This window comes from Variovorax ureilyticus, assembly GCF_037889935.1.
Taxonomy (GTDB): Bacteria; Pseudomonadota; Gammaproteobacteria; order Burkholderiales; family Burkholderiaceae_C; genus Variovorax; species Variovorax ureilyticus.
Genome location: NZ_JBBKZU010000001.1, coordinates 759,330 through 783,026, shown reverse-complemented (window position 1 = coordinate 783,026; position 23,697 = coordinate 759,330). Strand labels below are relative to the sequence as shown.

The window sequence follows — 23,697 nt, the reverse complement described above, 5'->3', positions numbered from 1 at the left end:
CTGTGTGTGGCTGTTCAGGCGGCGAGCACCGCGGATTCGGTACGCATCGCGAGGCGCCAGAGCCGGATGGCGCGGCCGATGAAGATGCCCGTGAAGGCACCATACAGCGCGCTGATCCCTGTGGCGAAGTTCGGCTGGTGCATGAGTCCGGGATGCATGACGAGCAGCACGCCCACGATGTACTTGGTGAAGAAGATGCCCATCATGAGCATCAGCGGCACCGCGGTCCCGGCCACGTGGAAGCGGCGCGCTGCCGCGTCATAGCGCGTGCCCGCCGGCAGCCCGCGCTGCAGCACCAGAGCGAGGGTCGCGAAGACGACGGCGGCCCAGGCCAGGAGCGACACGATCGAGTCGCCGAACGCCGAGGCGACGCCGTAGATCGACAGTCCGCCCATCACGATCGGCATCAGCGTCATGCGGCTCATGCCGAGGCTCGTGGCGGTGAGCTGGCGGGCGCCGAGCCACAGCAGCAGCGCGAAAAGGCCGAAGACCCACTTGGGGGTGTGAAGAAGGATCTGCATCAGCATGGTGTGCTCCGTGGGAGTTGGGAGAAAAAGAGGCGAGTCGAAGGAAAAAGCGTCAGGCCAGGCCCAGCCACTGGCCCCAGAGGAGCTGGCCCAGGTAGCGGCTGGGCAGCAGCGTGAAGCCTCCGGCGACGATGCAGGCGCTGATGTAGGTCACCTGCATCGCGAGGCGGTGCCCACGGATGTCGCCGCGGAAGAGCTTCCAGAACGCGCGTCCCAGGCCGTAGAAAACCGCCGGCACCATCAGGTGGATCAGCGTGAAGCCCGAGATGTTGGGCAGCCTGAAATCGCGAATGAAGATGGCCGAGACGGCGGTCATCACCATCAGGGTGACCCAGGCATAGCCCAGCGCGCGATGCAGGCGGGGGCGTTGCGTGCGGCCACGGCGGGCCCAGAGCACCACGGGCCCGAGGACCAGCGCGCTGACGGCGGCGGTGAGGTGGACGGCGATGATCGGGGACATCTGCATGGACGGGCTCCTGAATCGATGGGCGGACTGTGCGCGTGGCCCGCTGCGCCCGCCATGGCGATGCGACGAAGCGCATCCCGGCGGCGCCAGTTGCAGACCGCTGTCGCCAGATGCAGATGTCAACCTGGGCTTTACCGAGGCTTTACGGTTTGTATCAAGCGGGCGCTACGATTCCCGGCTCCACTCAGAGGCACACGTCAACGCCTGACTCCAACAATGTCGTCACCCAACGCCGAGCCCACCCTTTCCATCCATCCTGAACCTCGGCCTCCCTCGCGCGGACGGCGTTGGCTGGGCGCCTTGCTGGCGCTGATCCTGGTGGTGGGCCTGGCGGTGGGTGCGTGGTATCTCATCAAGCGCTCGGGCGAGCCGGCCGGCGGTCGTCCGGGCTTCGGTGCGGGTGGCATCAGCCAGACGGTCGGCCATGCGGCAGCCCGGCGCACGGACCTTCCGATCCTGATCGACGCCCTCGGCACCGTGACGCCGCTGGCGACGATCACGCTGCGGCCGCAGGTGGGCGGCGTGCTGACCGAGGTGCTCTACACGGAAGGGCAATCGGTCACCAAGGGGCAGCTGCTGGCGCGGATCGATCCGCGTCCCTACGAGCAGGCGCTGGCCCAGGCGCAGGGCACGCGGGTGCGCGACGAAGCGCAGCTCGAAGCCGCGCGCGTCACGCTGGCGCGCTACCGTACGCTGCTCGCCCAGGACTCGATCGCGCGGCAGGACGTCGATACGCAGACCGCGCTGGTCAAGCAGCTCGAAGGCGCGGTGATCACCGACCGCGCCGCCGAGGCCGCCGCCAAGCTCAATCTCGACTACACCCGGATTACCGCACCGGTGACGGGCCGCATCGGGCTGCGCACGGTCGACCCGGGCAACAACGTGACGGCCAACGCGACCACCGGCATCGCGGTCATCACGCAGATGAACCCCATCGACGTGCAGTTCGCGGTGCCGCAGGACCGCGTGCCCGACATCCAGGCCCAGCTCGCCAAGGGCGAGTCGCTGCAGGTGAAGGCCATGGACCGCGTGCGCAGCTCGGTCCTCGACACCGGCACCTTCTCGACGCTCGACAACATCGTCGACACCAGCACCGGCACGGTCAAGGCCAAGGCGCGCTTCGCGAACCAGGGCGCGCCGCTGTTCCCGAACCAGTTCGTCAACGTGCAGATGACGCTGCGCACCGTCAACGCCGTGGTGGTGCCCGTCACGGCGGTGCGCACCGGGCCCAACGGCACTTTCGTCTACGTGATCAACGAGGACCGCACGGTGTCGATGCGCGCAGTCAAGCGCGGCGAGGCGACGGTCGATCTGGTGGCGATCACCGACGGCGTGAAGGAAGGCGAACTCGTGGTCACCGAAGGCGGCGACCGCCTCAAGGATGGGGCGCGCGTGATGCTGCAGGGGGAGAAGCCGACGCCGCCTCGCCAGGGTGCGAACGGCCAGCGCGGCGAAGGTCAGCAGCAACAGCGCCGCCAGCGTCCGCCGCCGCAGTAAGGGACAGGGAAGAAGATGAGTCCTTCGCGCGTCTTCATCGAGCGGCCGGTCGCGACCGCGCTGCTGATGCTCGCGATCGTCCTCGCGGGCCTGGTGGGCTTCCGGTTCCTGCCGCTGGCCGCCTTGCCGCAGGTCGACTACCCGACCATCCAGGTGCAGACGCTCTATCCGGGCGCGAGCCCGGAGGTCATGAGCCGCACCGTCACCGCGCCGCTGGAACGCCAGTTCGGCCAGATGGCGGGGCTCGACCGCATGAGTTCGACCAGCGCCACCGGCGTGTCGATCATCACGCTGCAATTCGCGCTCGACCAGACGCTGGACGTGGCCGAGCAGCAGGTGCAGGCCGCGATCAACGCCGGTGGTTCGCTGCTGCCGGCCGACCTGCCTGCGCCGCCGGTCTACGCCAAGGTCAATCCGGCCGATGCGCCGATCCTCACGCTGGCGGTCAGCTCCGAAACCATGCCGCTCACCGAGGTGCAGAACCTCGCGAACACGCGGCTCGCGCAGAAGATCAGCCAGGTCGGCGGCGTCGGGCTGGTGACGCTCAACGGCGGCCAGCGGCCGGCGGTGCGGATCCAGGCCAATACCAATGCGCTGGCCTCGGTGGGCATCGGCCTGGACACGCTGCGGCAGGCGATCGCGGCGGCCAACTCCAACAGCGCGAAAGGCAGCTTCGATGGCCCGAAGCGGGCCTACACCATCAACGCCAACGACCAGCTCGTCACTGCGGCCGACTACAAGAACCTGATCGTCGCGTGGAAGAACGGCGCGCCGGTTCGCATGAGCGACGTCGCCCGCGTGATCGATGGCGCCGAGAACACCCAGCTCGGCGCGTGGGCGGCAGTTCGGTCGGACGATGAGTCGAAGGCGGATCGCGAGATACCGCAGAACCGGCTCTGCCGGGCTGCTGGTATCGCCCCCGGAGAGGGGGGTGGCGAAAGCGACACGGAGTGCGCGAAGCCTGGGGGTGAACTCTTGTACCCGGCGATCATTTTGAATGTGCAGCGCCAGCCGGGCGCGAACGTGATCGGTACGGTCGATGCCATCAAGAAGCAACTGCCCGAACTCGAATCCTCGCTGCCCGGTTCGGTGAAGGTCGAGGTGTTGAGCGACCGCACCACCGGCATCCGCGCATCGGTGAGCCACGTGCAGCTCGAACTGGCGCTCGCGGTGGTGCTGGTGGTGCTGGTGATCTTCCTTTTCCTGCACAGCCTGCGCGCGACGATCATTGCCAGCATCGCGGTGCCGATCTCGCTGATTGGCACTTTCGGGCTGATGTACCTGCTCGGCTACAGCCTCAACAACCTGAGCCTGATGGCGCTGACGATCGCGACCGGCTTCGTGGTGGACGACGCGATCGTGATGATCGAGAACATCGCCCGTTATCTGGAAGACGGCGAGCCGCCGTTCCAGGCGGCGCTCAAGGGCGCGACGCAGATCGGCTTCACCATCATCTCGCTGACGGTGTCGCTGATCGCGGTGCTGATTCCGCTGCTCTTCATGGGCGACGTGGTCGGCCGGCTGTTCCGCGAATTCGCGGTGACGCTCGCGATCACCATCCTGATCTCCGCGGTGGTGTCGCTGACGCTGGTGCCGATGATGTCGGCGCGTTGGCTCAAGCCAGCATCGGAAGAGGGCGGTCGTTTCGGAGCGAGCGTGCAGCGCTTCTTCGAGCGCGTGATCGCTCGCTATGACGACCAGCTGAAATGGGTGTTCCGCCACCAGACGCTCACGCTCGTGGTGGCGGTGTTGACGCTCGCGCTCACCGTGGTGCTCTACATCGTCATCCCCAAGGGCCTGTTCCCGACACAGGACACCGGCCAGCTCAAGGCCCGCATCGAAGCAGCGCAAGAAGTGTCGTACGCGCGCATGGCCGACTTGCAGCAGTCCGCCGCGAACGCGATCCTGGCCGATCCGGACGTGCAGAGCCTGAGCTCGGTGGTCGGCGTGGATGCCGCCAACAATACCGCGCTGAACATCGGCAGCATGCTGATCAACCTGCGCAAGGGGCACGATTCGCAGGCCGCCGTGATGCAGCGCCTGCGCGAGCGCGTGCGTGCCAACGTGGCCGGCACCACGCTGTACCTGCAGCCGACGCAGGACCTGACCATCGACGCCGAGACCGGCCCGACCGAATTCCGCGTGGCGCTCGAAGGCGTGGACACCGCGACCGTGAATACCTGGGCCGGCAAGCTGGTCGAGCGCCTGCGCAGCGAACCGCTGGTGCGCAATCCGACCACCGATGCGGGCGCGCAGGGGCTGGCCGCCTACGTGGACATCGACCGCAACACCGCGTCGCGGTTGTCGGTCACCGCCAGCTCGGTGGACGACGCGCTCTACAGCGCCTTCGGCCAGCGCATCGTCTCGACCATCTTCACCGAGACCAACCAGTACCGCGTGATCCTCGAAGCGCAGCGCGAGCCGCTGTCATCGCCCGAAGCGCTGGGCAACCTGCAGTTGCGCACCGGCTCCGGCACCGCGACGCCGCTGTCCTCGCTCGCGACGGTGCGCGAGCAGTACGCGCCGCTGCAGGTCACGCGCGTGGCGCAATACCCGGCGGCGACCATCGGCTTCGACACCGCGCCGAACGTGGCGCTCGGCAAGTCGGTGGCGGCGATCCGCGCGGTGTCGAAGGAGATCGGCATGCCCGGCAGCGTGAACATGACCTTCCTCGGCGCGGCGGGCGCCTACGAGAAGTCGCTCACCAACCAGCTCTGGCTGATCCTCGCGGCGGTGGTGTGCGTGTACATCGTGCTGGGCGTGCTCTACGAGAGCTACATCCATCCGCTGACGATCCTCTCGACGCTGCCTTCGGCGGGCGTGGGCGCGCTGCTGGCGCTCATGGTGACCGGCAACGACCTCGGCGTGATCGGGATCATCGGCATCATCCTGCTGATCGGCATCGTGAAGAAGAACGCGATCATGATGATCGACTTCGCGATCGATGCCGAGCGGCACCAGGGCAAGTCGCCGCTGGAGGCGATCCACCAGGCCGCGCTGCTGCGCTTCCGCCCGATCCTGATGACGACGCTGGCCGCGCTGTTCGCCGCACTGCCGCTGATGTTCGGCTGGGGCGAGGGCGCCGAGCTGCGCCGGCCGCTGGGCCTCGCGATCTTCGGCGGACTGGTGGTGAGCCAGGTGCTGACGCTCTTCACCACGCCGGTGATCTACCTGGCCTTCGACCGCATGGGCCGCAGGCTGGGCGGCGGCCGCAAGGGCGGTACCGATGCCGACTCGCACACGGACGGCGGCGGCGTGACCGCGTGAGCGAGGGCTGGACATGAATCTTTCCAGGCCATTCGTCGAGCGCCCGGTCGCCACGGTCCTCTTGACCATCGGCATCGCGCTGGCCGGGATCATTGGCTTCCTGGTGTTGCCGGTCTCGCCCCTGCCGCAGGTCGACTACCCGACGATCTCGGTGCAGGCCAGCCTCGCCGGCGCGAGTCCCAGCACGATGGCCTCCAGCGTCGCGACGCCGCTGGAGCGCAGGCTGGGCATCATCCCGGGCGTCAACGAGCTCACGTCCACGAGTTCCAACAGTTCGGCGCGCATCACCCTGCAGTTCGACCTGAGCCGCAACATCGACAGCGCCGCGCGCGAGGTGCAGGCCGCGATCAACGCCGCGCGCGTCGATCTTCCTGCGACGCTGCGCAGCAATCCCACCTACCGCAAGCGCAATCCGGCGTCGGCGCCGGTCATGATCCTCGCGCTTACCTCGAAGACGCGCACGCCGGGCCAGATCTACGAAGAGGTCTCGAACATCGTCAGCCAGCGCCTCTCGCAGGTGGAAGGCGTGGGCGAGGTCGAGATCGGCGGCGGCTCGCTGCCCGCGGTGCGGGTGGAACTGGAGCCCTTCGCGCTCAACAAGTTCGGCATCAGCACCGAGGACGTGCGCGCCGCGATCCAGGCCAACAACGCCAATCGGCCGAAGGGCGCGATCGAAAGCGCCGACCGCAAGCTGCAGATCTACACCCCCGCACCAGGCCGCAAGGCGGTCGACTACCGCGACCTCGTGATCGCGTGGCGCAACGGCGCGGCGGTGCGCCTGAGCGACGTGGCGCGGGTGATCGACAGCGTCGAGAACACGCGCACCCTGGGCCTCTTCAACGGCGAGCCGGCGGTGGTCGTGCTGCTCACCCAGTCGCCCGGCGCCAACATCATCGAAACCGTCGATGGCGTGCGCAAGCTGCTGCCCGAACTGCGCGAGCAGTTGCCGCAGGACATCAATATCGAGGTCGCCTCGGACCGCACCAACTCCATCCGCGCGTCGCTGCACGAGATCGAGACCACGCTGATGATCTCCGTCGCGCTGGTGGTGCTCGTGGTGGGCCTCTTCCTGCGCAAGGCGCGCGCGACCATCGTGCCGGCGGTCGCTACCGTGGTGTCGCTGCTCGGCACCTTCGGCGTGATGTACCTGCTGGGCTACAGCCTGAACAACCTGAGCCTGATGGCGCTCACGGTCGCCACCGGCTTCGTGGTCGACGACGCGATCGTGGTGCTCGAAAACACCATGCGCCATGTCGAAGCCGGCATGAACCGCGTGGAGGCCGCATTGCGTGGTGCACGCGAAGTGGGCTTCACCGTGCTGTCGATCAGCCTGTCGCTGGTGGCGGTGTTCATCCCGCTGCTCTTCATGGGCGGACAGGTGGGGCGGCTGTTCCGCGAGTTCGCGGTCACGCTGTCGGTGTCGGTGCTGATCTCGCTGGTGATTTCGCTCACCACCACGCCAATGCTGTGCGCCATGCTGCTGCGCAGCGAGGCGGAGGAAGGCGGCAAGCCGCCCGGCAAGGTGCGCGGCTTTTTCATCCGCCTCACCGAGAGCGCATGGAACCGCACGCTGGTCGCCTACGCCCACAGCCTCGACTGGGCGCTGGCGAGCAAGGGCGTCGTGGTGGCGGTGCTGCTCGCGGTGATCGGGCTCAACGTCTATCTCTTCAACGCGATTCCGAAGGGCTATTTCCCGCAGCAGGACAACGGCCAGCTCAACGCCGGCCTGCGCGCCGACCAGAGCATCTCGTCGGCGGCCGTCGCGGAGAAGCTCAAGCAGGCGGTGGACATCATCCGCAAGGACCCGGCGGTCGATACGGTCGTAGGCTTTTCGGGCGGCGGCCGCGCGGGCGGCGGCTTCATGTTCGTCAACCTGAAGCCGGTGTCGCAGCGCACGGACCGCACGCAGGCGGTGATCGACCGGCTTCGCCCGCAGCTCAACCAGTTGACCGGGCTGCGCGTCTTCCTCTTCCCGGTGCAGGACCTGCGCATGGGCGGGCGGTCGAGCAACTCGACCTACCAGTACACGCTCAAGAGCGACAACCTGGGCGACCTGCGCGCCTGGTCGACCAAGCTCGCCGATCGCCTGCGGCAGGAAACCTCGCTGACCGACGTCGACAGCGACGATGCGGACAACGGCGTGGAGACCTTCGTCGAAGTCGACCGCGATGCGGCCGCGCGGCTGGGCGTCAATTCGAGCGCGGTGGACGCCGCGCTCTACAACGCCTACGGCCAGCGCTCCGTCGCGACCATCTACGACGAGCTCAACCAGTACTCGGTGATCATGGAATGGGCGCCGCGCTTCCAGCGCTCGCCGATCGTGCTGAAGGACCTCTACGTGCCTTCGACGCTGGCCGCCACCACCAATGCCAGGGGCGACACCATCGTCAGCTCGGTCGAGGACAACAAGGACACGAGCACCGGCACCTCGACCCTCGTGTCGGCCAACCCGTCGTCGCGCACCGCCTCCACCGGCCAGCAGATCGCGACCGACACCACGCTGTTGGTGCCGCTGTCGGCCTTCGCGAAATTCAGCGAACGCGCGGTGCCGACCTCGATCGACCACCAGGACACCGAGCTCGCGAGCACTGTGTCGTTCAGTCTCGCCGACGGCGTGAGCCTGAGCGATGCGAAGCGCGTCGTCGCGCAGGCCGAGGCCGACATCGCGATGCCGGTCAACGTGCGCGGCAGCTTCCAGGGCACGGCGCTCGCGGCGCAGCAGTCGCAGGGGCAGCAATGGTTCCTGATCGTCGCGGCACTGGTGGTGATCTATATCGTGCTCGGCGTGCTGTACGAAAGCCTGGTCCATCCGATCACGGTGCTGACCACGCTGCCTTCGGCCGGCGTCGGCGCGGTGCTGGCGCTGCTGATCTTCCGCATGGAGTTCTCGATCATTGCGCTGATCGGCGTGTTCCTGCTGATCGGCATCGTGAAGAAGAACGCGATCCTGATCATCGACTTCGCGCTCGAAGCCGAGCGTGCGCGCGGCCTCACCGCCGCGCAGGCGGTGCGCGAGGCCTGTCTGCTGCGCTTCCGCCCGATCCTGATGACCACGCTGGCCGCCGCGCTGGGCGCGCTGCCGCTCGCGATCGGTTTCGGCCTGGGGGCGGAGCTGCGCCAGCCGCTGGGCGTGGCGATCATCGGCGGGCTGATCGCGAGCCAATTGCTGACGCTGCTGACGACGCCGGTGGTGTATGTGTTGCTGGACAAGCTGCGCCGCCGCACCTCCAACGAGAGAAACCTGAGCCGCGCGGCCGACGTGAATCCGACATCATGAGTGCTTTGAATCGATCGACTTTCCGCAACCCCCGGCGAGCGCTCGCGCGCTCGGCCATGGCCCTGTCCCTGGCCGCCGCGCTGGCCGGATGCGCGGTGGGCCCTGAGTACGTCCAGCCCGAATCCGCAAGCCCGCCCGCCTGGAAATCCGCGCCCGCCGCCGAAGGCTGGCTGCCCGCCGCGCCCGCGGATGCCCTGGAGCGCGGCGAGTGGTGGAAGCTCTTCTGCGACGCGACGCTCGACGAGCTCGCCTCGCGCGTGCAGGTGTCGAACCAGAACATCGCCGCCGCCGTCGCCAACTACGCCCAGGCGCAGGCCCTGGTGCGCGGGCAGCGGGCCGCGCTGTTCCCGTCCGTGACGGTCGACGGCAGCGCGCGCCGCAGCGGCGCGCGCAACGCCACGCCGTCGAACGCCATGGCCGCGTCGCTCAACGCCGACTGGGCGCCGGACGTCTGGGGGCGTCTGCGCAAGGCGGTCGACAGCGCGCAGGCCAGCGCGCAGGCGAGCGAAGCCGATCTGGCGCTGGCGCGCCTGTCGGCCATCGGCGATCTCGCGACCAACTACTTCTCGCTGCGCGAAGCGGATGCCGAGCTGCGCATCCTCGACGTCACGCTCGAGGGCTACGAACGCAGCCTGCAGATCACGCGCAATCGCTACGAAGCCAGCATCGCCGCACAGAGCGACGTGCTGCAGGCCGAGACGCTGCTGGTCACCACACGGGCCGAGCGCGTGGCCCTCAAGCGCACGCGCGACACGCTGGAGCATGCGATCGCGGTGCTGATCGGCGCGGCGCCTGCGGAGTTCTCGCTGCCGGCCGCGGACTGGAAGCCGGTCGTGCCCGGCATCCCCTCCGGCGTTCCGACCACCTTGCTGCAGCGCCGCCCCGACATCGCGGCCGCCGAGCGGGACGTGGCTGCCGCGAATGCGCAGATCGGCATCGCGCGGGCCGCCTATTACCCGAGCTTCACGCTCAGCGGGGCGGTCTCCAGCAGCACGAGCCGCGTGGGCGACCTCTTCAATGCCTCGAACACGCTGTGGTCGCTCGGCTTGTCGGTGGCGCAGGTGGTGTTCGACGCGGGCGCGATCGGCGCGAGCGTCGATGCGGCCAAGGCGAGCCATGAAGCCTCCGTCGCGCGCTATCGCCAGACGGTGCTGACCGCGTTCCAGAACGTCGAGGACCAGCTCACCGCCGGTGCCAGCCTCGCCGAGCAGGAAACGATGCGCCGCCAGGCCTCGGCCGCCGCGGACCGCACCGAGGAGCAGTTCCTCAACCGCTACCGCGCGGGCACGATCGACTACACCAGCGTCGTGGTGGCGCAGGTGTCGGCGCTCAATGCGCGGCGCACGCTGCTGCAGGTGCAGGTCAACCGCCAGACCGCGGCGGTGGCACTGATCCAGTCGCTCGGCGGCGGCTGGCATGCGGACTGGATGCAGGACGCCGCGCGCCCTGTCGCAAGCAGCGGCTCCTGAGCTACGCTCAGGGGGATGACACGCATCGTCCTGATCCACGCCCTGAGCCATTCGATCGCTCCGATCAACAGCGCGTTCGAGCGCGACTGGCCCGAAGCCGTCCGCATGAACCTGCTGGACGACAGCCTTTCCGCCGACCTCGTGCGCGTGGGCCGGCTCGACGAAGCCATGCACGAGCGCTTCCAGCGCCTGGCGCAATATGCGGTCGACACCGGCGCGAGCGGAATCCTGTTCACCTGCTCGGCCTTCGGACCGTGCATCGAGGCGGTCGCGCGGCGGCATGCCGGCATTCCGGTGCTCAAGCCCAACGAGGCGATGGTGGCGGAGGCCGCGCAAGGCACGGGCAGGCTCGGGCTGATCGCCACGTTCCAGCCGACGCTGGACACGATGCCGTCGGAGTTTCCGGCGAGCGTCGAGCTCGTAACGGCGCTTGCTGCTGGCGCCCTGGAGGCGCTGAATCGCGGCGATGCGCAACAGCACGACGCGCTGGTCGCTGCGCAGGCGCGCGCGTTGAAGGAACGCGGCTGCGCCCGCATCGCACTGGCCCAGTTCAGCATGGCGCGCGCGCGTGGGGCCTGCGAGGACGCTTCGGGACTGCCGGTGATGACCACGGTGGACAGTGCCGTGCGGGCGCTGCGCGAGCGCGCATGAGAATGATCCAGCTCCTCGAAAACATCGCCTGGAATGCGCTTTCCGGCCCGCATTCGAAGTTCGCGTCCGGCAACTTGCGGGCGCGGCGTTACGCATCGGGCTTCTCCCCGATCGCCGGATTCGTCGATGCACGGCATCCCGATCTCGATGCGCTTGCGCCGCTTTGCGAGCCCGGCGAGCACGTCTACTGCATGGACTGGACCGGCGCCGCGCCAGCGGGATGGAACATCGACGTCGATGCCACGATGTACCGGATGGTCTGGGACGGCGCGATGCCGGGCGACGACCCGGCACTCGATGCCGTGCCACTGAGGCCGGTACATGCCGTGCAAGCGGTCGAGCTCGCAGCCCTGACCCGGCCCGGCCCCTTCGGTCCACGCACGCCCGAGCTGGGGGAATACTTCGGCTGCTTCGAAGATGGCCGCCTCGTCGCCATGGCCGGCGAACGCATGCAGGCCGGCACGCTGCACGAGATCAGCGGCGTGTGCACGCATCCTGATTTCCAGGGGCGAGGACTCGCTCGCCGGCTGATGGAAGCGCTGATCCGCCGCCAGTTGCTGCGCGGAGAAACGCCGTTCCTCCATGTGATGAAGGACAACGACAGCGCGCACCGGCTGTACCTGCGCATGGGCTTCCGGGACCACTGCGAAGCGGCAGTCCGCGTGATTTCGCGGCGCTGATCTGAACGACACCTGACTTGTTCCATCGCGATAATCGACGCTCTTTCAAGGAGCGCGCGTGGATATCGTTTTGCTGGTCAAGGCCGCCATCATGGGCATTGTCGAAGGGCTGACCGAATTTCTTCCCATCTCGTCGACCGGCCACCTCATCCTCGCGGGCTCGCTGCTCGGGTTCGATGACGACAAGGCGAAAGTCTTCGACATCGCGATCCAGACCGGCGCGATCTTCGCGGTCATCCTGGTGTACTGGCAGAAGATCCATTCGACCATCGTCGCGCTGCCGCGGCAGCCGAAGGCGCGGCGCTTTGCCCTCAACGTGCTCATCGCGTTCCTGCCGGCCGTGGTGCTGGGCCTGCTCTTCGGCAAGGCGATCAAGGCGCACCTGTTCATCCCGGTGGTGGTGGCGAGCACCTTCATCATCGGCGGCTTCATCATCCTGTGGGCCGAGAAGCGGCCGCCGGGCTCGGTGCGCATCGAGCACGTGGACGACATGACGCCGTGGGATGCGCTCAAGGTCGGCCTCGTGCAGTGCTTCGCGATGATCCCGGGCACCAGCCGCAGCGGCGCGACCATCATCGGCGGCATGCTGCTCGGGCTGTCGCGCAAGGCCGCGACCGATTTCTCCTTCTTCCTGGCGATCCCGACGCTGATCGGCGCGGGTGTCTACAGCCTCTACAAGGAGCGCGCGCTGCTGTCGGTGGCCGACATTCCGCTGTTCCTGGTCGGGCTCGTGTTCTCGTTCGTGAGCGCCTGGCTGTGCGTGCGCTGGCTGCTGCGCTACATCAGCACGCACGACTTCATCCCGTTCGCCTGGTATCGCATCGCGTTCGGGATCGTGGTGCTTGCAACCGCCTGGAGCGGCCTCGTGGTCTGGGCTGAATAGGGCTCGCGCCCAGGCTGCGCGCACTTCGTGTCGCTTCGCCAACCCCCGTCCGGGGGGCGATACCGGCGGGCCGGCGGAGCCGGTTCCGCGGCATCCCTGGCGAGGCGTCCGGTCAGCGCGCTAGGGGAGCATGTTGCGCAGCGATGCTTCCACCGCCGCCGCGGTGGCGATCGGCTTTTCCATCGGGAAGAGATGGGTGCCGTCGAGCATCGTGATGCGGCCCTTGGTCACTTGCTGCGTCATCGTCATGCCGACGCGCCGCATCTCGACCGACTGGCGGCCGCCGATGAAGGCGGCGGGGCACTTCAGCGGATGTGCGCGCAACAGGCCGCTGAGGTTGTGCGGAAGGGTGTTGTAGATCGCGGTTTCCACATCGCGATCGAAGCTGAGCGTGCGCGAATCCTCGGCGTCGAAGGTGCCGTGCTCGATGTAGTCGCGCAGCACGCGCTCATCCCATTTGGCGAAGGCCTTCTTGCTGCGGAAGTGCTCGAACACGGCATCGCGGTGTTCCCAGGTGTTCTTGCGCTTGCGGCTGATCACGCCCGGCGAGACGCTCTTCATGAGCGGCGTGCGCTTCATGAGGTTGATGGTGCCGGCCCGCCAGCCGCCGATGATCGGTGAGTCGATCAGCACCACGCCGCGCGCGAGTTCGGGATGAAGCGCAGCGCACATCAGGCTCAGGAAACCCCCGAGCGAATGCCCGACGAGGAACACCGGACCGCCCAGCTTCTTCGTCCGCTCGCGCGTGAAATCGGCGAGCTGCTGCACGAGGTGCGGCCAGTTGTCGGTGACCGGGTACTTCGGGTCGTGGCCGAATTTCTCGACCGCGTCGACGTCGAAGCCGCGGTTGCGCAAGCTGTCGAGCATCACCCGATAGGTGCTCGCCGGAAAGCTGTTGCCGTGGGAAAAAATGACAGGAGGAAGCATGGGATGCGCGGAATAAGGCAAGCCGGCCAGCGAAGCGAAGCCCGTTCGCGAGACCCCGCGGAGCCGGCTTGCCGGGCCGCCGGGGTCGCCCCCGGTAGGGGGTGCCCGAGCCACACGCAGTGGGCGAGGCTGGGGGCGAGCCGAATCTAGATCAGTTTTTCGTCGGGCGTCGAGATCTTGCGTAGCGCACTGTGCCGCGTGGCGGGCATCTTGAGCGGATGCTCGGTGAAGGCGTCGTCCCAGACCGGGTCCTCGATGCTGTCGAACACCTCGCGCAACTTCTGGCCCCAGCTGTTGTGCATCATGCGGTAGTAGGGGTTGTCGGCGTCGATGCAGATGATCTTGTCGGTGTGCAACTGGTTGGCCTCGTACACAACGAGGTCCAGCGGCAGGCCGACGGAGAGGTTCGACTTCATCGTCGAATCCATCGACACCAGCGCGCACTTGGCGGCTTCGTCCAGGGGCGTTTCGGGCGTCAGCACGCGGTCGAGCACCGGCTTGCCGTACTTGGATTCGCCGACCTGGAAGTAGGGCGTCTCGGTGGTGGCCTCGATGAAGTTGCCGGCCGAGTAGACGAGGAAGAGGCGCATGCCTTCGCCCTTGACCTGCCCGCCGAAGATGAACGAGACGTTGAAGTCCAGCCCCGCATGCTTGAGTGCCTCGGCGTCGCGATCGTACACATGGCGCACCGCCGAGCCGAGCACGCGTGCGGCGTCGAACATGCTCTTGGCGTTCCAGATGGTGATCGGATCGCCTTCCCCGCCGTCCTCGCGCACTTCTCGCAGTTCTTCGATCTGCAGGATCTCGCGCACCGACTGCGAGATGCTGAGGTTGCCGGCCGACAGCAGCACCATGAAGCGATCGCCCGGCTTTTCGTAGACGATCATCTTGCGGAAGGTGCTGATGTGATCCACCCCCGCATTGGTGCGCGAGTCGGAGAGGAACACCAGTCCGGCGTTGAGTTTGATGCCTACACAGTACGTCATGAGGTCTTGTTGCGCGAATAAAGCCATCAGCCCTGTTCGCGCGTCTGGAGTTTTTTCAAGGTGTAGAGCGCTTCGAGCGCCTCCCGCGGACTCATTGCATCGGGGTCGAGCGCGGTCAGCGCGGATTCTACGGCGCTGACCATGGGCGCCTCGGCCGCGGGCGGCGGTGCGAAGAGGTCGACCTGGGCGCGCGTCTGCGTCTGCTGGGCTTCGAGCGCCTCGAGCGCCTGGCGTGCGTGATTGACCACCGCGGCAGGCATGCCGGCGAGCCGGGCGACCTGGATGCCGTAGCTCTTGCTCGCGGGGCCCGGCTGCATCTCGTGCAGGAACACGATGTCCCTGCCGGCCTCGGTCGCGCTCACATGCATGTTGACCGCGCCATGGTGCGTGGCCGGGAATTCGGTCAGCTCGAAGTAGTGCGTGGCGAAGAGGGTGAAGGCGCGGGTGCGGTCGTGCAGCTGCGCCGCAATGCCGGCGGCGAGCGCCAGCCCGTCGAAGGTACTGGTGCCGCGGCCGATCTCGTCCATGAGCACCAGCGAATGGGCGGAGGCGCTGTGCAGGATCTGCGCGGCCTCGGTCATCTCCAGCATGAAGGTCGACTGCGCGTTGGCCAGGTCGTCCGCCGCGCCGATCCGCGTGTGGATCGCGTCGATGGGCCCGAGCCGGCAGGCGTCGGCCGGCACATGCGAGCCGATCGATGCCAGCAGCACGATGATCGCCACCTGCCGCATGTAGGTGGACTTGCCGCCCATGTTCGGCCCGGTGATGATCTGCATGCGCTGCTGCGGTCCCATGCGCGTGTCGTTTGCAATGAACGCGCCCGATGATTTTTCGGCAAGGCGCGCTTCGACCACCGGATGGCGGCCCTTGTCGATCTCGATGCAGGGATGCGCGACGAAGCCGGGGGCGCGCCAGTGCAGCGTGTGCGAACGCTCGGCCAGCGCGCACAGCGCATCGAGCGTCGCGAGGCCGCCGGCAAGGCGATTCAGCTCGGCGACGAAGGGCTGCAGCGTGTCGAGCAGTTGCTCGTACAGCCACTTCTCGCGCGCCAGGGCGCGGTCCTGCGCCGACAGCGCCTTGTCCTCGAAGGCCTTGAGCTCGGGCGTGATGAAGCGCTCGGCATTCTTCAGCGTCTGCCGGCGGCGGTAGTTGTCGGGCACCTTGTCGAGCGCGCTCTGCGTGACTTCGATGTAGAAGCCGTGCACGCGGTTGAACTGCACCCGCAGGTTCGAGATGCCGGTGCGCTCGCGCTCGCTGGTTTCGAGCTTGAGCAGGAAGTCGTCGCAGTTCTCGCTGATGGCGCGAAGTTCGTCCAGCTCCGCATCGTGTCCCGATGCGATCACGCCGCCATCGCGCACCAGTGCGGCCGGTTCGGGGCTGATTGCTGCCACGAGCGCTTCCACGCAACCTGCGGGCGGCGCGAGCCGCGCGGCGATCGACGCCAGCAGGGGCGCGGAGGCCGGCAGCGCCGGCGCGAGCTGCTCGGCCTTCGCGAGCGCCATCCGCAGCGCGACCAGTTCGCGCGGGCGCACCTGCCGCAAGGCAATGCGCGCGGCGATGCGTTCCACGTCGCTGGTGTTCTTGAGCCGTTCGCGCAAGGTGCGCCACGGCGCGGAGACCCCGCCGGTCGGGGTGGCCTGCAGCGCATCGATCGCGTCGAGCCGCGCCTGCGCGTCCGTCCGCTCGCGGCGCGGCGCGAGCAGCCAGCGCTTGAGCAGGCGGCTGCCCATGCCGGTCATGCAGGTGTCGAGCAGCGAGAAGAGGGTGGGCGAATCTTCGCCGCGCAATGTCTGCACGAGTTCCAGATTGCGTCGGGTGGCGGGCGGCAATTCGATCAGGTCGCCGTCGCGCTCCACCGACAGGCGCTGCACGTGCGATAGCGCACGGCCCTGCGTGTGCTCGGCGTAGCCCAGAAGCGCGGCCGCGGCCGCATGGGCATTCGAGAGCGATTCGGCATTCCACGCCGCGAGGCTGTTGCTGCCCATCTGCTCGCACAGCTTGCGCTCGCCGAGGCCGCCGTCGAACTGCCATGCGGGCCGCACCGAAAGCGTGAACGACGACGCCCCGTTGCGCATCGCCTTCAGGCGCTGCTCGAAAGCCGGCGTGACTTCTGCGCTGTAGAGCACCTCGCTCGGGCCGATGCGCGTTATCCATGCATCGAGCGCATCGGCCGGACACTCGGCCAGCCGCAGTTCGTCGCCTGTCACGCTGAGCCACGCCAGCCCGCAGAAATTGCGCATGCCCGCATGCACCGTGAGCAGCAGCGAATCGCTCTTGTCGTTGAGCAGCTCGGCGTCGGTCAGCGTGCCGGGCGTGACCACGCGCACCACCTTGCGCTCCACCGGCCCCTTGGACGCACCGACTTCGCCCACCTGTTCGCAGATCGCCACCGATTCGCCCAGCTTGATGAGCCTCGCGAGGTAGGTGTCGACCGAATGGAACGGCACGCCGCACATGATCACCGGCTGCCCCGCGGACTGCCCGCGCTGCGTCAGCGTGATGTCGAGGAGGCGCGCCGCCTTTTCGGCGTCGTCGTAGAAGAGTTCGTAGAAATCGCCCATCCGGTAGAAGAGCAGGGTGTCCGGATGGTCGGCCTTCAGGCCCAGGTACTGGGCCATCATGGGCGTATGCGCCGAATTCACGGCCTTCGCAAGCTCCTGGCCTGCAAGGCTTTTTGTTCGTATCCCGCTGAATGCATCGGGATTCTTGGTGGCTGAGGCAGTTTGGTTCACCTGAAGGAGACCTATCGAAACTTGGCTTCACTCTCGCGCGAAAAGCGCAGGTTTTTTTGAGCTTGCTGTCCTCGAAAGCTACGACTGACGTCGACAGCGGCTTTCAGGAAAGCTGCGCCGGCAGCGGGAAAACATGCGCTTTGACGCGCGCGCCGCAAGGGCGCTGCAGCCGGGCCAGCACATTATGGTCGACGGCCACCCGGGGCTGGTGTTCGAGCGGATGACGTTGACGCGCTTGCGGTGGCGGTGCTTCACTCAATCACGTGGTCGGCGCGCAGCAGCACGGCCCGGGGAATCGCCAAGCCGATCGCCCGCGCCGTCTTCAGGTTGACGACAAGCTCGACCCTCGTCGGCAGTTCCACAGGCAGGTCCGCCGGCTTGGCGCCGCGGCCGATCTTGTCGACGTAGGCAGCCAGACGGCGGTACACCTCCTCGATGACCGGGCCATAGATCATCAGGTTGCCCTGCTGCGCAAACTCAGCCCAACCATCGATGGCCGGAATCCGGTGCCGCAGCGAGAACTCGGCGATGCGCGAGGCGAAGCTCATCGTGAAGCCGTCGGCAAAGGCCACGATGGCGTCGTCGCCCTCCCGAACAATTTCGGCCAGAGCAACGTCGAGTTCCGCCTGGTCCTTCACGGGGAAGTAGTGCACCGCAATTCCGAGCTGGGCCGCCGCTGTCCGGGTCGCGTCGAGTTCCTGCGACTCTCCCGGATGCTGCGGATTGGCGATCAGCGCGATCTTGCTCGCGTTCGGCAGGATCTTCTTCAGGAACTCCAGGCGCTTGCCGACCAGTGCCAGCGTGAACAGGCTGACGCCGGTCATGTGGCCGCCCGGCCGCGAGAAGCTCTGCACAAAGCCGGCTGCAACGGGGTCGGCGCTGACACTGAACACGATCGGCAGCTTGACGTCGGTGCGGATCAGCGCGCCGAGCGCCAGGCCGCCGGAGGCGAGCAGCACATCCGGCTGTGCACGCAATATTTCCGGCACCGATTTTTCGAGTCGATCGCGCGAGCCTTCGCCCCACCAGCTGTCGATGTGCAGGTCGCGCCCTTCGACGTAGCCCAACTCGCGCATGCCGGAGCGAAAAGCCTCGTAGGTCAGCGATGGGCGGCCCTTGCGCTCGGTGGACACCCAGGCGACGCGCAGGGGCCGCTTGGCCTGCTGCGCAGGCGCACCAATCGCCATGGAGACCGGGATTGCCGCCAATGTGAAGTGGAATGCCCTTCGTTTCATTCGAGTCCCTCATCGCATCGCCTGGCAGGCCGATATGCAGAAGAGGAAGCATCCGTGAGAGCGTTCGCCTCCGCAAGTGCCGCCGAAGACAACCGGCTGGCTCTGCCCGCAGGCCGGTGCTGGAGGATGCTCCGCGATTCGGGCCTCCGACACATCGGGCGATCAAGGCCTCGGGTCGAGGACCATCAACACCGCCAGGATCAGCACCAGCGCCAGGAGCGCGAGAGTTGCGAACTTGAGCATGCAAAGTGCCCTTTTCGTGTGCTCGATGCATCAAGTCTGCGCATGGCGTATCGATTGGCAATCCTCAGCAGGAGGGAGGACTGGAGGTGCGCGCAGTGAACCGGCGCGCCGCACGCCGACGTACTCTTCAGGCGTGCCCGCGACGCCGTCGTGCGACGCGTACCGCCTCGACCCAGGTATCGACGTTGAAGCGCTGCCCCGTCTCTGCGACGCGCGCCGAATGGATGCGATGGAGCGGCACGCGGCGGACTTCGCCGGGCATTTCGCCGTGGCCCGTGATGATTTTTTTCTGCAGATCGAGGTTGTCCACCTGGATCACGCATTCGATCTTCTTGTCGTGCGCGTCGATGTAGCGAACGCGGATGCGCGGGTGTTCGTCGACGATCGCGTGCTCGCCCTTGCCCTGGATGAACCATTCGGGCAGCGTGTCGGGCACCGAGTCGCCGCCCGAGGGATTGATGCTGCCGCGCACCGTCGGGATCTCGAGCGGCACATGCCCCGAGCGAATGCGCGCTGCCTCGATGCGGCGCTGCGATTCACGCCGCCCGGCGGCTCGCCGCCATACCCACATCACTGCGAGCAGGAGCAGGACGCCGGTCAACAAGGCCGCGAAGAACTGCCACTGCGCCATGCTGAGTCCCATCCGTACACCCCAAGAGTTACTTCCTAAGTACTCAAACGGCAGAATTTTCAAACGCGCCCCGGCGGTCGTAAACCGGTCACGCGGCATAGCGCTTTCGGTGGGTCGGGGCACTTCAGCTGTCGTGAGTGTCGTGCGTGGCTGCGGCACCGCGGCGCCAGTAGCCCGAGGCTCGGATCCATTTGGGGTGCGCCCCGCGCTCGTCGACGAGGTGCGCGCGCAGGGCCTTGGCGGCGCCCGATTCGCAGCCGACCCAGGCGTGGAAATCCCCCTTCGGCAGCTTCAGACCACGCAGCGCATCGAGCAGCGGTGCGCCCGCGCCGGGCTCGGCGCCGCGGCGGTGCACCCAGTGCAGTTCGACATGGGCCGCGGAGGCGAGCGGGATCTGGTCGGTCTCGCCGTCCACCTCGGCCAGCACCACTGCGCGAGCGCCGGCCGGCAGCTCCGCCAGGCGGCGCGATATCGCGGGGAGGGCGGTGTCGTCGCCGATGAGCAGGTGCCAGTCGAAGGCGGTGGGCACGATGAACGAGCCGCGCGGACCGCCGACGCCGATGACGTCCCCGGGCCTGGCGGATTCCGCCCATCGCGTGGCGGGGCCGGCGTCGTGCAGCGCGAAGTCGAATTCGAGCGTGCCCGCCACAGCATCGTGCCGCAGGGGCGTGTAGTCGCGCATCGTGGGCCGGATGCCGTCCGGCCACACCGGTCCATCGGGGCCGGCAGTCGGCAGTTTCAGCACGCCGGTGTCCGCATCGGGGAAGAAGAGCTTGGCGTGATCGTCGAAGCCGGGGCTGGCGAAGCCCGCCAGCTCGTCGCCTTCGAGCGTGACGCGGATCAGGTGCGGTGTGACACGCCGCACCGCGCGCACCTGCAGTTTGCGGAAGCGCAGTTCGTGGCGCACGCGGCGCGGCAGGCGATCAGGCGAAGTGGTGTCGGTGTGTTGGGCAGATGTCATGAATGTCAGATGCGTTCCAGTTGTTGGGCGGCGCTGTCGAGCACCGCGGCGAATTCGTGGGCTTGTTGTTCGGTGAGGGGTGCCGCGAGGCGCATGCGCATCGCGAGCTTGAGGTTCTCGAGCGCGCGGACGACCTGGGGCGGACGGCCGGCGCGCATGCCTGCGCCATCCATGCCCCCTTGCATGCGGGCCATCAGCTCGTCGGTCGTCGCGCGGTTGGCGCCCAGGAATTCGCGCCCCGCATCGGTGGCGGTGTAGCGCTTGCGATTGCCGCCTTCCGGGGTGTCGACACTGACGTAGCCGAGTTCTTCGAGCAGCGTCAGGGTCGGATAGACGATGCCGGGGCTCGGCGCATAGCGGCCGCCGAGGCGTTCCTCGATGGCCTTGATGAGTTCGTAGCCGTGGCTGGGTTTGTCGGCAATGAGCTGCAGCAGCACGAAGCGCAGGCCGCCGTGGCCGAAGATCCGGCCGCCGCCGCGGCCGGTGCGCAGGCCGCGGTGCGAGCCGCCATCGTGCCGGCCGCCGCCGAGTCCGTCGTCGTGTTCATCGCGGCGGGTGCCGTGTACAAAGTGTCTGAAATGGCGCATGGATGTGAACCTCGAATTTGATATCTGATTAGCAAAAGATATATCTGAATCATGTCGAAGTCAAGCCTGGTCTCGCGGCACACCTACCTCGCGCGCATCAACCGCGTGGTCGACCACATCGATGGCCACTTGGCGGACCCGCTGGATCTCGCCGCGCTGGCGCAGGTCGCGCACTTCTCTTCGTGGCATTTCCACCGTGTGTTCCAGTCGATGACCGGGGAGACGCTCGCGGACCGGGTGCGGCGCCGCCGGCTCGAAGTGGCGGCCGGGCGGCTTCTGTTCCTGCCGCCCGAGCCGGTGCTCGCGATCGCGCTGGATGTCGGGTTCGGCTCGGCGCCGGTGTTCACGCGGACCTTCAGGGCGCACTTCGGCGTCACGCCGACGGAATGGCGGCGCGGGGCGTTCCGCGCGTGGGCGGACGACCGGCGCATGCAACTCAGCAAGATTCATCAAGCGGACCGCAAGCGCTATCAAGCCGTGATCGACGCATTTCGCGACGATGTGGGTTCCTGGCCCAAGGGCCACGTTTCAGGAGACGAAACCATGAAAGTCGAGATCAAGACCCTGGCACCGGCGCGCGTCGCCTACATGCGCCACGACGGCCCGTACGGCAGTTCGGGCATCGGCCAGCTCTGGCAACGCTTCGCAGCCTGGTGTGGCGAGCACGGGCTGATGGCGCCGCGCCGGGTGATGTACGGCATCAGCCATGACAACCCCGACGTCACGCCACCCGAGAAATGCCGCTACGACGCCTGCATCGAGGTGGGCGAGGATTTCAAGCCGCAGGGCGAGGTCGGCGTGCAGAGCCTGCGCGGCGGGCGCTTTGCCTGTGCACGTTTTTCAGGCACATCGGCCGATATCCACGACGCCTGGGTGCAGTTGTGCGACTGGCTGCCCGACAGCGGCTACCAGGCCGACGATGCGCCGCCGGTCGAGGTGTACGGCAAGGATTTCGCGATGGACGAGAAGACCGGCGCCTTCAACTGCGAGCTCTGCATGCCGGTCCGCGCGCTCTAGCGGCCTGGTGTGACGGAATACCGGGTTGTGGGGGGAATTCCAGGCGGCGCCTGCAGGAGATAGGGTAAACCCTTAGAATAGCGGGCATGACTGCTTCGACCTCGTACTTTCCCCGCAACCCCAAGTTCACGGACTCGTTCGAGCGCGCCCTGGCGAACGACGATGTCCGTCATATCGGCCGCGATGAGCCGTCCCTGCTGGCGCCGGCATTCAAACGCATCGCCGACGCCTTTGCCGCGCTGATGCGCGGCGCACGGCCGAACGCCGGGCTCCAGGCCCGCTGAGGCCCTGATGCCGACCCCAAAAAAAGCCCCTCGACGAGGGGCTTTTTGCTGTCTGCTCAACGCTGCGGCATGTCCTTGACCGAATAGCCGAGGCTGATGGTCGCGTCTTCCGGAATCGGCGGCATCGTCGCGTTCCACGCCAGCCACGCTTCGCGCATGCGGGCGAGGCGCTCCGGCTCCTTCTTCGCCTGGTTGGCCCGCTCGCGCTCGTCGCCCGGGATGTTGAAGAGGTATTCGTTGCCGTCGACCTGCAGGTACTTCCAATCGCCCTCGCGCATCGCGCGCTGGTCGCGGTGGTTCATGCGCCAGTGCAGGGGGCGGGCAAAGCTGTGCTTCGCATCGCGCAGGACCGGCATCAGCGAGACGCCGTCGAGCGGGTAGTCCGGATCGGCCTTCACGCCCGCGGCGTCGAGCATCGTCGCCGACCAGTCCATCGTCATGCAGTGCTGGGCGCTTTCGCCGCCCGCGGCGATCGCCTGGGGCCAGTGCGCGATCCATGGCACGCGGATGCCGCCTTCGGTCAGGTCCATCTTGCCGCCGACCAGCGGCCAGTTGTCCGAGAAGCGCTCGCCGCCGTTGTCGCTGGTGAAGACGACCAGCGTGTTGTCGGCCATGCCGTGCCTGTCGAGCGCGTCCATGATCCAGCCGATGCCTTCGTCCATGTGATGGATCATGCGGCGGTAAGTGTGGATGTTGCCGCCCGAGAGATCGAACAGGTTGTCCTTCACCGCGGGCGCCTTGGCCGCGTCGTCGCGCGTTTCCCAAGGCCAGTGTGGCGCGGTGTAGTGCAGGCTCATGAAGAAGGGTGCGTCCTGCGTCGCCATGCGCTCCACGTAGTCGACTGCGCGGCGCGAGAGCACGTCGGTGAGATAGCCGTCTTCCTGGTGATCCTCCTCGCCGGACCACAGGTCGTGCCGGCCGGCCGAATCGCAGTGGGTGAAGTAGTCGACCCCACCCGACATCGGCCCGAAGAACTCCTCGTAGCCCGAGCGCAGCGGCCCGAATGCCGGCGGATAGCCCAGGTGCCACTTGCCGATGAGCGCGGTGCGATAGCCCGCGCCGCGCAGCAGCGAAGGCAGCGTCGGATGCTCCGGCGGCAGGCCGAGCGTCGTGCTGCCGCGGCTCCTGCTGTTGATCGGCTCCTCGGCCGCGCCGCGCAGGCGGTACTGGTAGCGCGCCGTGATCATCGCGAAGCGCGTGGGCGAGCACACCGGCGAGTTCGAATAGCCCTGCGTGAACTTGATGCCGCGAGCCGCGAGCCGGTCGAGCACCGGCGACACCGGGCCGAAGTGCGCGTCCCGGCCGCCGTAGCAGCCGAGGTCCGCATAGCCGAGGTCGTCGGCGACGATGAAGATGATGTTGGGTCGTTGCATGGAT

The 23,697-nt window shown here is 67.5% G+C and carries 19 protein-coding genes; 9 read left to right on the top strand and 10 right to left on the bottom strand.

Annotation, left to right across the window (positions count from 1 at the left end; genetic code table 11):
* Positions 1–14: 14 nt before the first annotated feature.
* Positions 15–527 carry a DUF6622 family protein gene (locus WKW77_RS03715; RefSeq protein ID WP_340355456.1) on the bottom strand — a complete coding sequence of 171 codons (513 nt, stop codon included), beginning with the start codon at positions 525–527 and terminating at the stop codon, positions 15–17.
* Positions 528–579: 52 nt separating this feature from the next.
* Entirely contained in the window at positions 580–993 is a 414-nt protein-coding gene (locus tag WKW77_RS03710) for a DUF2306 domain-containing protein (RefSeq protein ID WP_340355455.1), read from the bottom strand.
* A 300-nt stretch (positions 994–1,293) separates the two neighbouring features.
* Between WKW77_RS03710 and WKW77_RS03705 the strand changes: the two genes are divergently transcribed.
* Genes WKW77_RS03705 through WKW77_RS03675 form a run of 7 tightly spaced genes read left to right on the top strand, consistent with a single transcriptional unit; the run spans position 1,294 to position 12,717 of the window.
* On the top strand, positions 1,294–2,490 hold the full coding sequence (locus tag WKW77_RS03705; RefSeq protein ID WP_340355454.1) for an efflux RND transporter periplasmic adaptor subunit: 1,197 nt from the start codon (positions 1,294–1,296) through the stop codon (positions 2,488–2,490).
* Between the two features lie 15 nt (positions 2,491–2,505).
* Positions 2,506–5,757, top strand: coding sequence for an efflux RND transporter permease subunit (locus WKW77_RS03700; protein ID WP_340355453.1), 3,252 nt, complete (start codon positions 2,506–2,508; stop codon positions 5,755–5,757).
* Positions 5,758–5,770: 13 nt separating this feature from the next.
* Positions 5,771–9,034, top strand: coding sequence for an efflux RND transporter permease subunit (locus WKW77_RS03695; RefSeq protein WP_340355452.1), 3,264 nt, complete (start codon positions 5,771–5,773; stop codon positions 9,032–9,034).
* Positions 9,031–10,503, top strand: a complete 1,473-nt coding sequence (locus tag WKW77_RS03690) for an efflux transporter outer membrane subunit (protein WP_422823112.1) — start codon at positions 9,031–9,033, stop codon at positions 10,501–10,503. The genes WKW77_RS03695 and WKW77_RS03690 overlap by 4 nt, the downstream gene beginning before the upstream one ends.
* A 15-nt stretch (positions 10,504–10,518) precedes the next feature.
* Positions 10,519–11,154: an aspartate/glutamate racemase family protein gene (locus WKW77_RS03685; protein WP_340355451.1), complete on the top strand. Its 636-nt coding sequence runs from the start codon at positions 10,519–10,521 to the stop codon at positions 11,152–11,154.
* The gene (locus tag WKW77_RS03680) at positions 11,151–11,834 is read left to right on the top strand and encodes a GNAT family N-acetyltransferase (protein WP_340355450.1); all 684 of its coding nucleotides are present in this window, start codon (positions 11,151–11,153) and stop codon (positions 11,832–11,834) included. Before WKW77_RS03685 ends, WKW77_RS03680 begins: the two co-directional genes overlap by 4 nt.
* 58 nt (positions 11,835–11,892) lie before the next feature.
* Positions 11,893–12,717: an undecaprenyl-diphosphate phosphatase gene (locus WKW77_RS03675; RefSeq protein ID WP_340355449.1), complete on the top strand. Its 825-nt coding sequence runs from the start codon at positions 11,893–11,895 to the stop codon at positions 12,715–12,717.
* A gap of 120 nt (positions 12,718–12,837) precedes the next feature.
* Here WKW77_RS03675 and WKW77_RS03670 read toward each other — a convergent pair whose 3' ends face one another.
* From WKW77_RS03670 to WKW77_RS03640, 7 genes are all read right to left on the bottom strand, one after another.
* Positions 12,838–13,644: an alpha/beta fold hydrolase gene (locus WKW77_RS03670; protein WP_340355448.1), complete on the bottom strand. Its 807-nt coding sequence runs from the start codon at positions 13,642–13,644 to the stop codon at positions 12,838–12,840.
* 146 nt (positions 13,645–13,790) lie between these two features.
* Positions 13,791–14,630: a proteasome-type protease gene (locus WKW77_RS03665; protein WP_340355447.1), complete on the bottom strand. Its 840-nt coding sequence runs from the start codon at positions 14,628–14,630 to the stop codon at positions 13,791–13,793.
* A gap of 26 nt (positions 14,631–14,656) precedes the next feature.
* Positions 14,657–17,251: a DNA mismatch repair protein MutS gene (gene mutS / locus WKW77_RS03660; RefSeq protein WP_340355599.1), complete on the bottom strand. Its 2,595-nt coding sequence runs from the start codon at positions 17,249–17,251 to the stop codon at positions 14,657–14,659.
* 362 nt (positions 17,252–17,613) lie between these two features.
* Positions 17,614–18,597: an ABC transporter substrate-binding protein gene (locus WKW77_RS03655; RefSeq protein ID WP_340355446.1), complete on the bottom strand. Its 984-nt coding sequence runs from the start codon at positions 18,595–18,597 to the stop codon at positions 17,614–17,616.
* Positions 18,598–18,967: 370 nt separating this feature from the next.
* Complete coding sequence (locus WKW77_RS03650; protein WP_340355445.1) at positions 18,968–19,483, bottom strand: hypothetical protein; 516 nt, start codon at positions 19,481–19,483, stop codon at positions 18,968–18,970.
* A gap of 112 nt (positions 19,484–19,595) precedes the next feature.
* The gene (locus tag WKW77_RS03645) at positions 19,596–20,432 is read right to left on the bottom strand and encodes a siderophore-interacting protein (protein WP_340355444.1); all 837 of its coding nucleotides are present in this window, start codon (positions 20,430–20,432) and stop codon (positions 19,596–19,598) included.
* 5 nt (positions 20,433–20,437) lie between these two features.
* The gene (locus tag WKW77_RS03640) at positions 20,438–21,019 is read right to left on the bottom strand and encodes a PadR family transcriptional regulator (protein WP_340355443.1); all 582 of its coding nucleotides are present in this window, start codon (positions 21,017–21,019) and stop codon (positions 20,438–20,440) included.
* 51 nt (positions 21,020–21,070) lie between these two features.
* Between WKW77_RS03640 and WKW77_RS03635 the strand changes: the two genes are divergently transcribed.
* Both WKW77_RS03635 and WKW77_RS03630 read left to right on the top strand, forming a co-directional pair.
* Entirely contained in the window at positions 21,071–22,036 is a 966-nt protein-coding gene (locus WKW77_RS03635) for an AraC family transcriptional regulator (protein ID WP_340355442.1), read from the top strand.
* Between the two features lie 86 nt (positions 22,037–22,122).
* A complete protein-coding gene (locus tag WKW77_RS03630) occupies positions 22,123–22,320 on the top strand; it encodes a hypothetical protein (protein ID WP_340355441.1) in 198 nt (65 codons plus the stop codon).
* 56 nt (positions 22,321–22,376) lie between these two features.
* Here WKW77_RS03630 and WKW77_RS03625 read toward each other — a convergent pair whose 3' ends face one another.
* Positions 22,377–23,693, bottom strand: a complete 1,317-nt coding sequence (locus WKW77_RS03625) for a sulfatase family protein (protein WP_340355440.1) — start codon at positions 23,691–23,693, stop codon at positions 22,377–22,379.
* Positions 23,694–23,697: the final 4 nt, after the last annotated feature.

Coding starts and splice junctions, on each gene's coding strand:
- WKW77_RS03665 (WP_340355447.1), bottom strand. CDS start 14,630: ATGACGTACTGTGTAGGCATCAAACTCAACGCCGGACTGGTGTTCCTC.
- WKW77_RS03630 (WP_340355441.1), top strand. CDS start 22,123: ATGACTGCTTCGACCTCGTACTTTCCCCGCAACCCCAAGTTCACGGAC.
- WKW77_RS03645 (WP_340355444.1), bottom strand. CDS start 20,432: ATGACATCTGCCCAACACACCGACACCACTTCGCCTGATCGCCTGCCG.
- WKW77_RS03680 (WP_340355450.1), top strand. CDS start 11,151: ATGAGAATGATCCAGCTCCTCGAAAACATCGCCTGGAATGCGCTTTCC.
- WKW77_RS03635 (WP_340355442.1), top strand. CDS start 21,071: ATGTCGAAGTCAAGCCTGGTCTCGCGGCACACCTACCTCGCGCGCATC.
- WKW77_RS03640 (WP_340355443.1), bottom strand. CDS start 21,019: ATGCGCCATTTCAGACACTTTGTACACGGCACCCGCCGCGATGAACAC.
- WKW77_RS03700 (WP_340355453.1), top strand. CDS start 2,506: ATGAGTCCTTCGCGCGTCTTCATCGAGCGGCCGGTCGCGACCGCGCTG.
- WKW77_RS03625 (WP_340355440.1), bottom strand. CDS start 23,693: ATGCAACGACCCAACATCATCTTCATCGTCGCCGACGACCTCGGCTAT.
- WKW77_RS03670 (WP_340355448.1), bottom strand. CDS start 13,644: ATGCTTCCTCCTGTCATTTTTTCCCACGGCAACAGCTTTCCGGCGAGC.
- WKW77_RS03710 (WP_340355455.1), bottom strand. CDS start 993: ATGCAGATGTCCCCGATCATCGCCGTCCACCTCACCGCCGCCGTCAGC.
- WKW77_RS03655 (WP_340355446.1), bottom strand. CDS start 18,597: ATGAAACGAAGGGCATTCCACTTCACATTGGCGGCAATCCCGGTCTCC.
- WKW77_RS03650 (WP_340355445.1), bottom strand. CDS start 19,483: ATGGGACTCAGCATGGCGCAGTGGCAGTTCTTCGCGGCCTTGTTGACC.
- WKW77_RS03690 (WP_422823112.1), top strand. CDS start 9,031: ATGAGTGCTTTGAATCGATCGACTTTCCGCAACCCCCGGCGAGCGCTC.
- WKW77_RS03685 (WP_340355451.1), top strand. CDS start 10,519: ATGACACGCATCGTCCTGATCCACGCCCTGAGCCATTCGATCGCTCCG.
- mutS (WP_340355599.1), bottom strand. CDS start 17,251: ATGATGGCCCAGTACCTGGGCCTGAAGGCCGACCATCCGGACACCCTG.
- WKW77_RS03715 (WP_340355456.1), bottom strand. CDS start 527: ATGCTGATGCAGATCCTTCTTCACACCCCCAAGTGGGTCTTCGGCCTT.
- WKW77_RS03695 (WP_340355452.1), top strand. CDS start 5,771: ATGAATCTTTCCAGGCCATTCGTCGAGCGCCCGGTCGCCACGGTCCTC.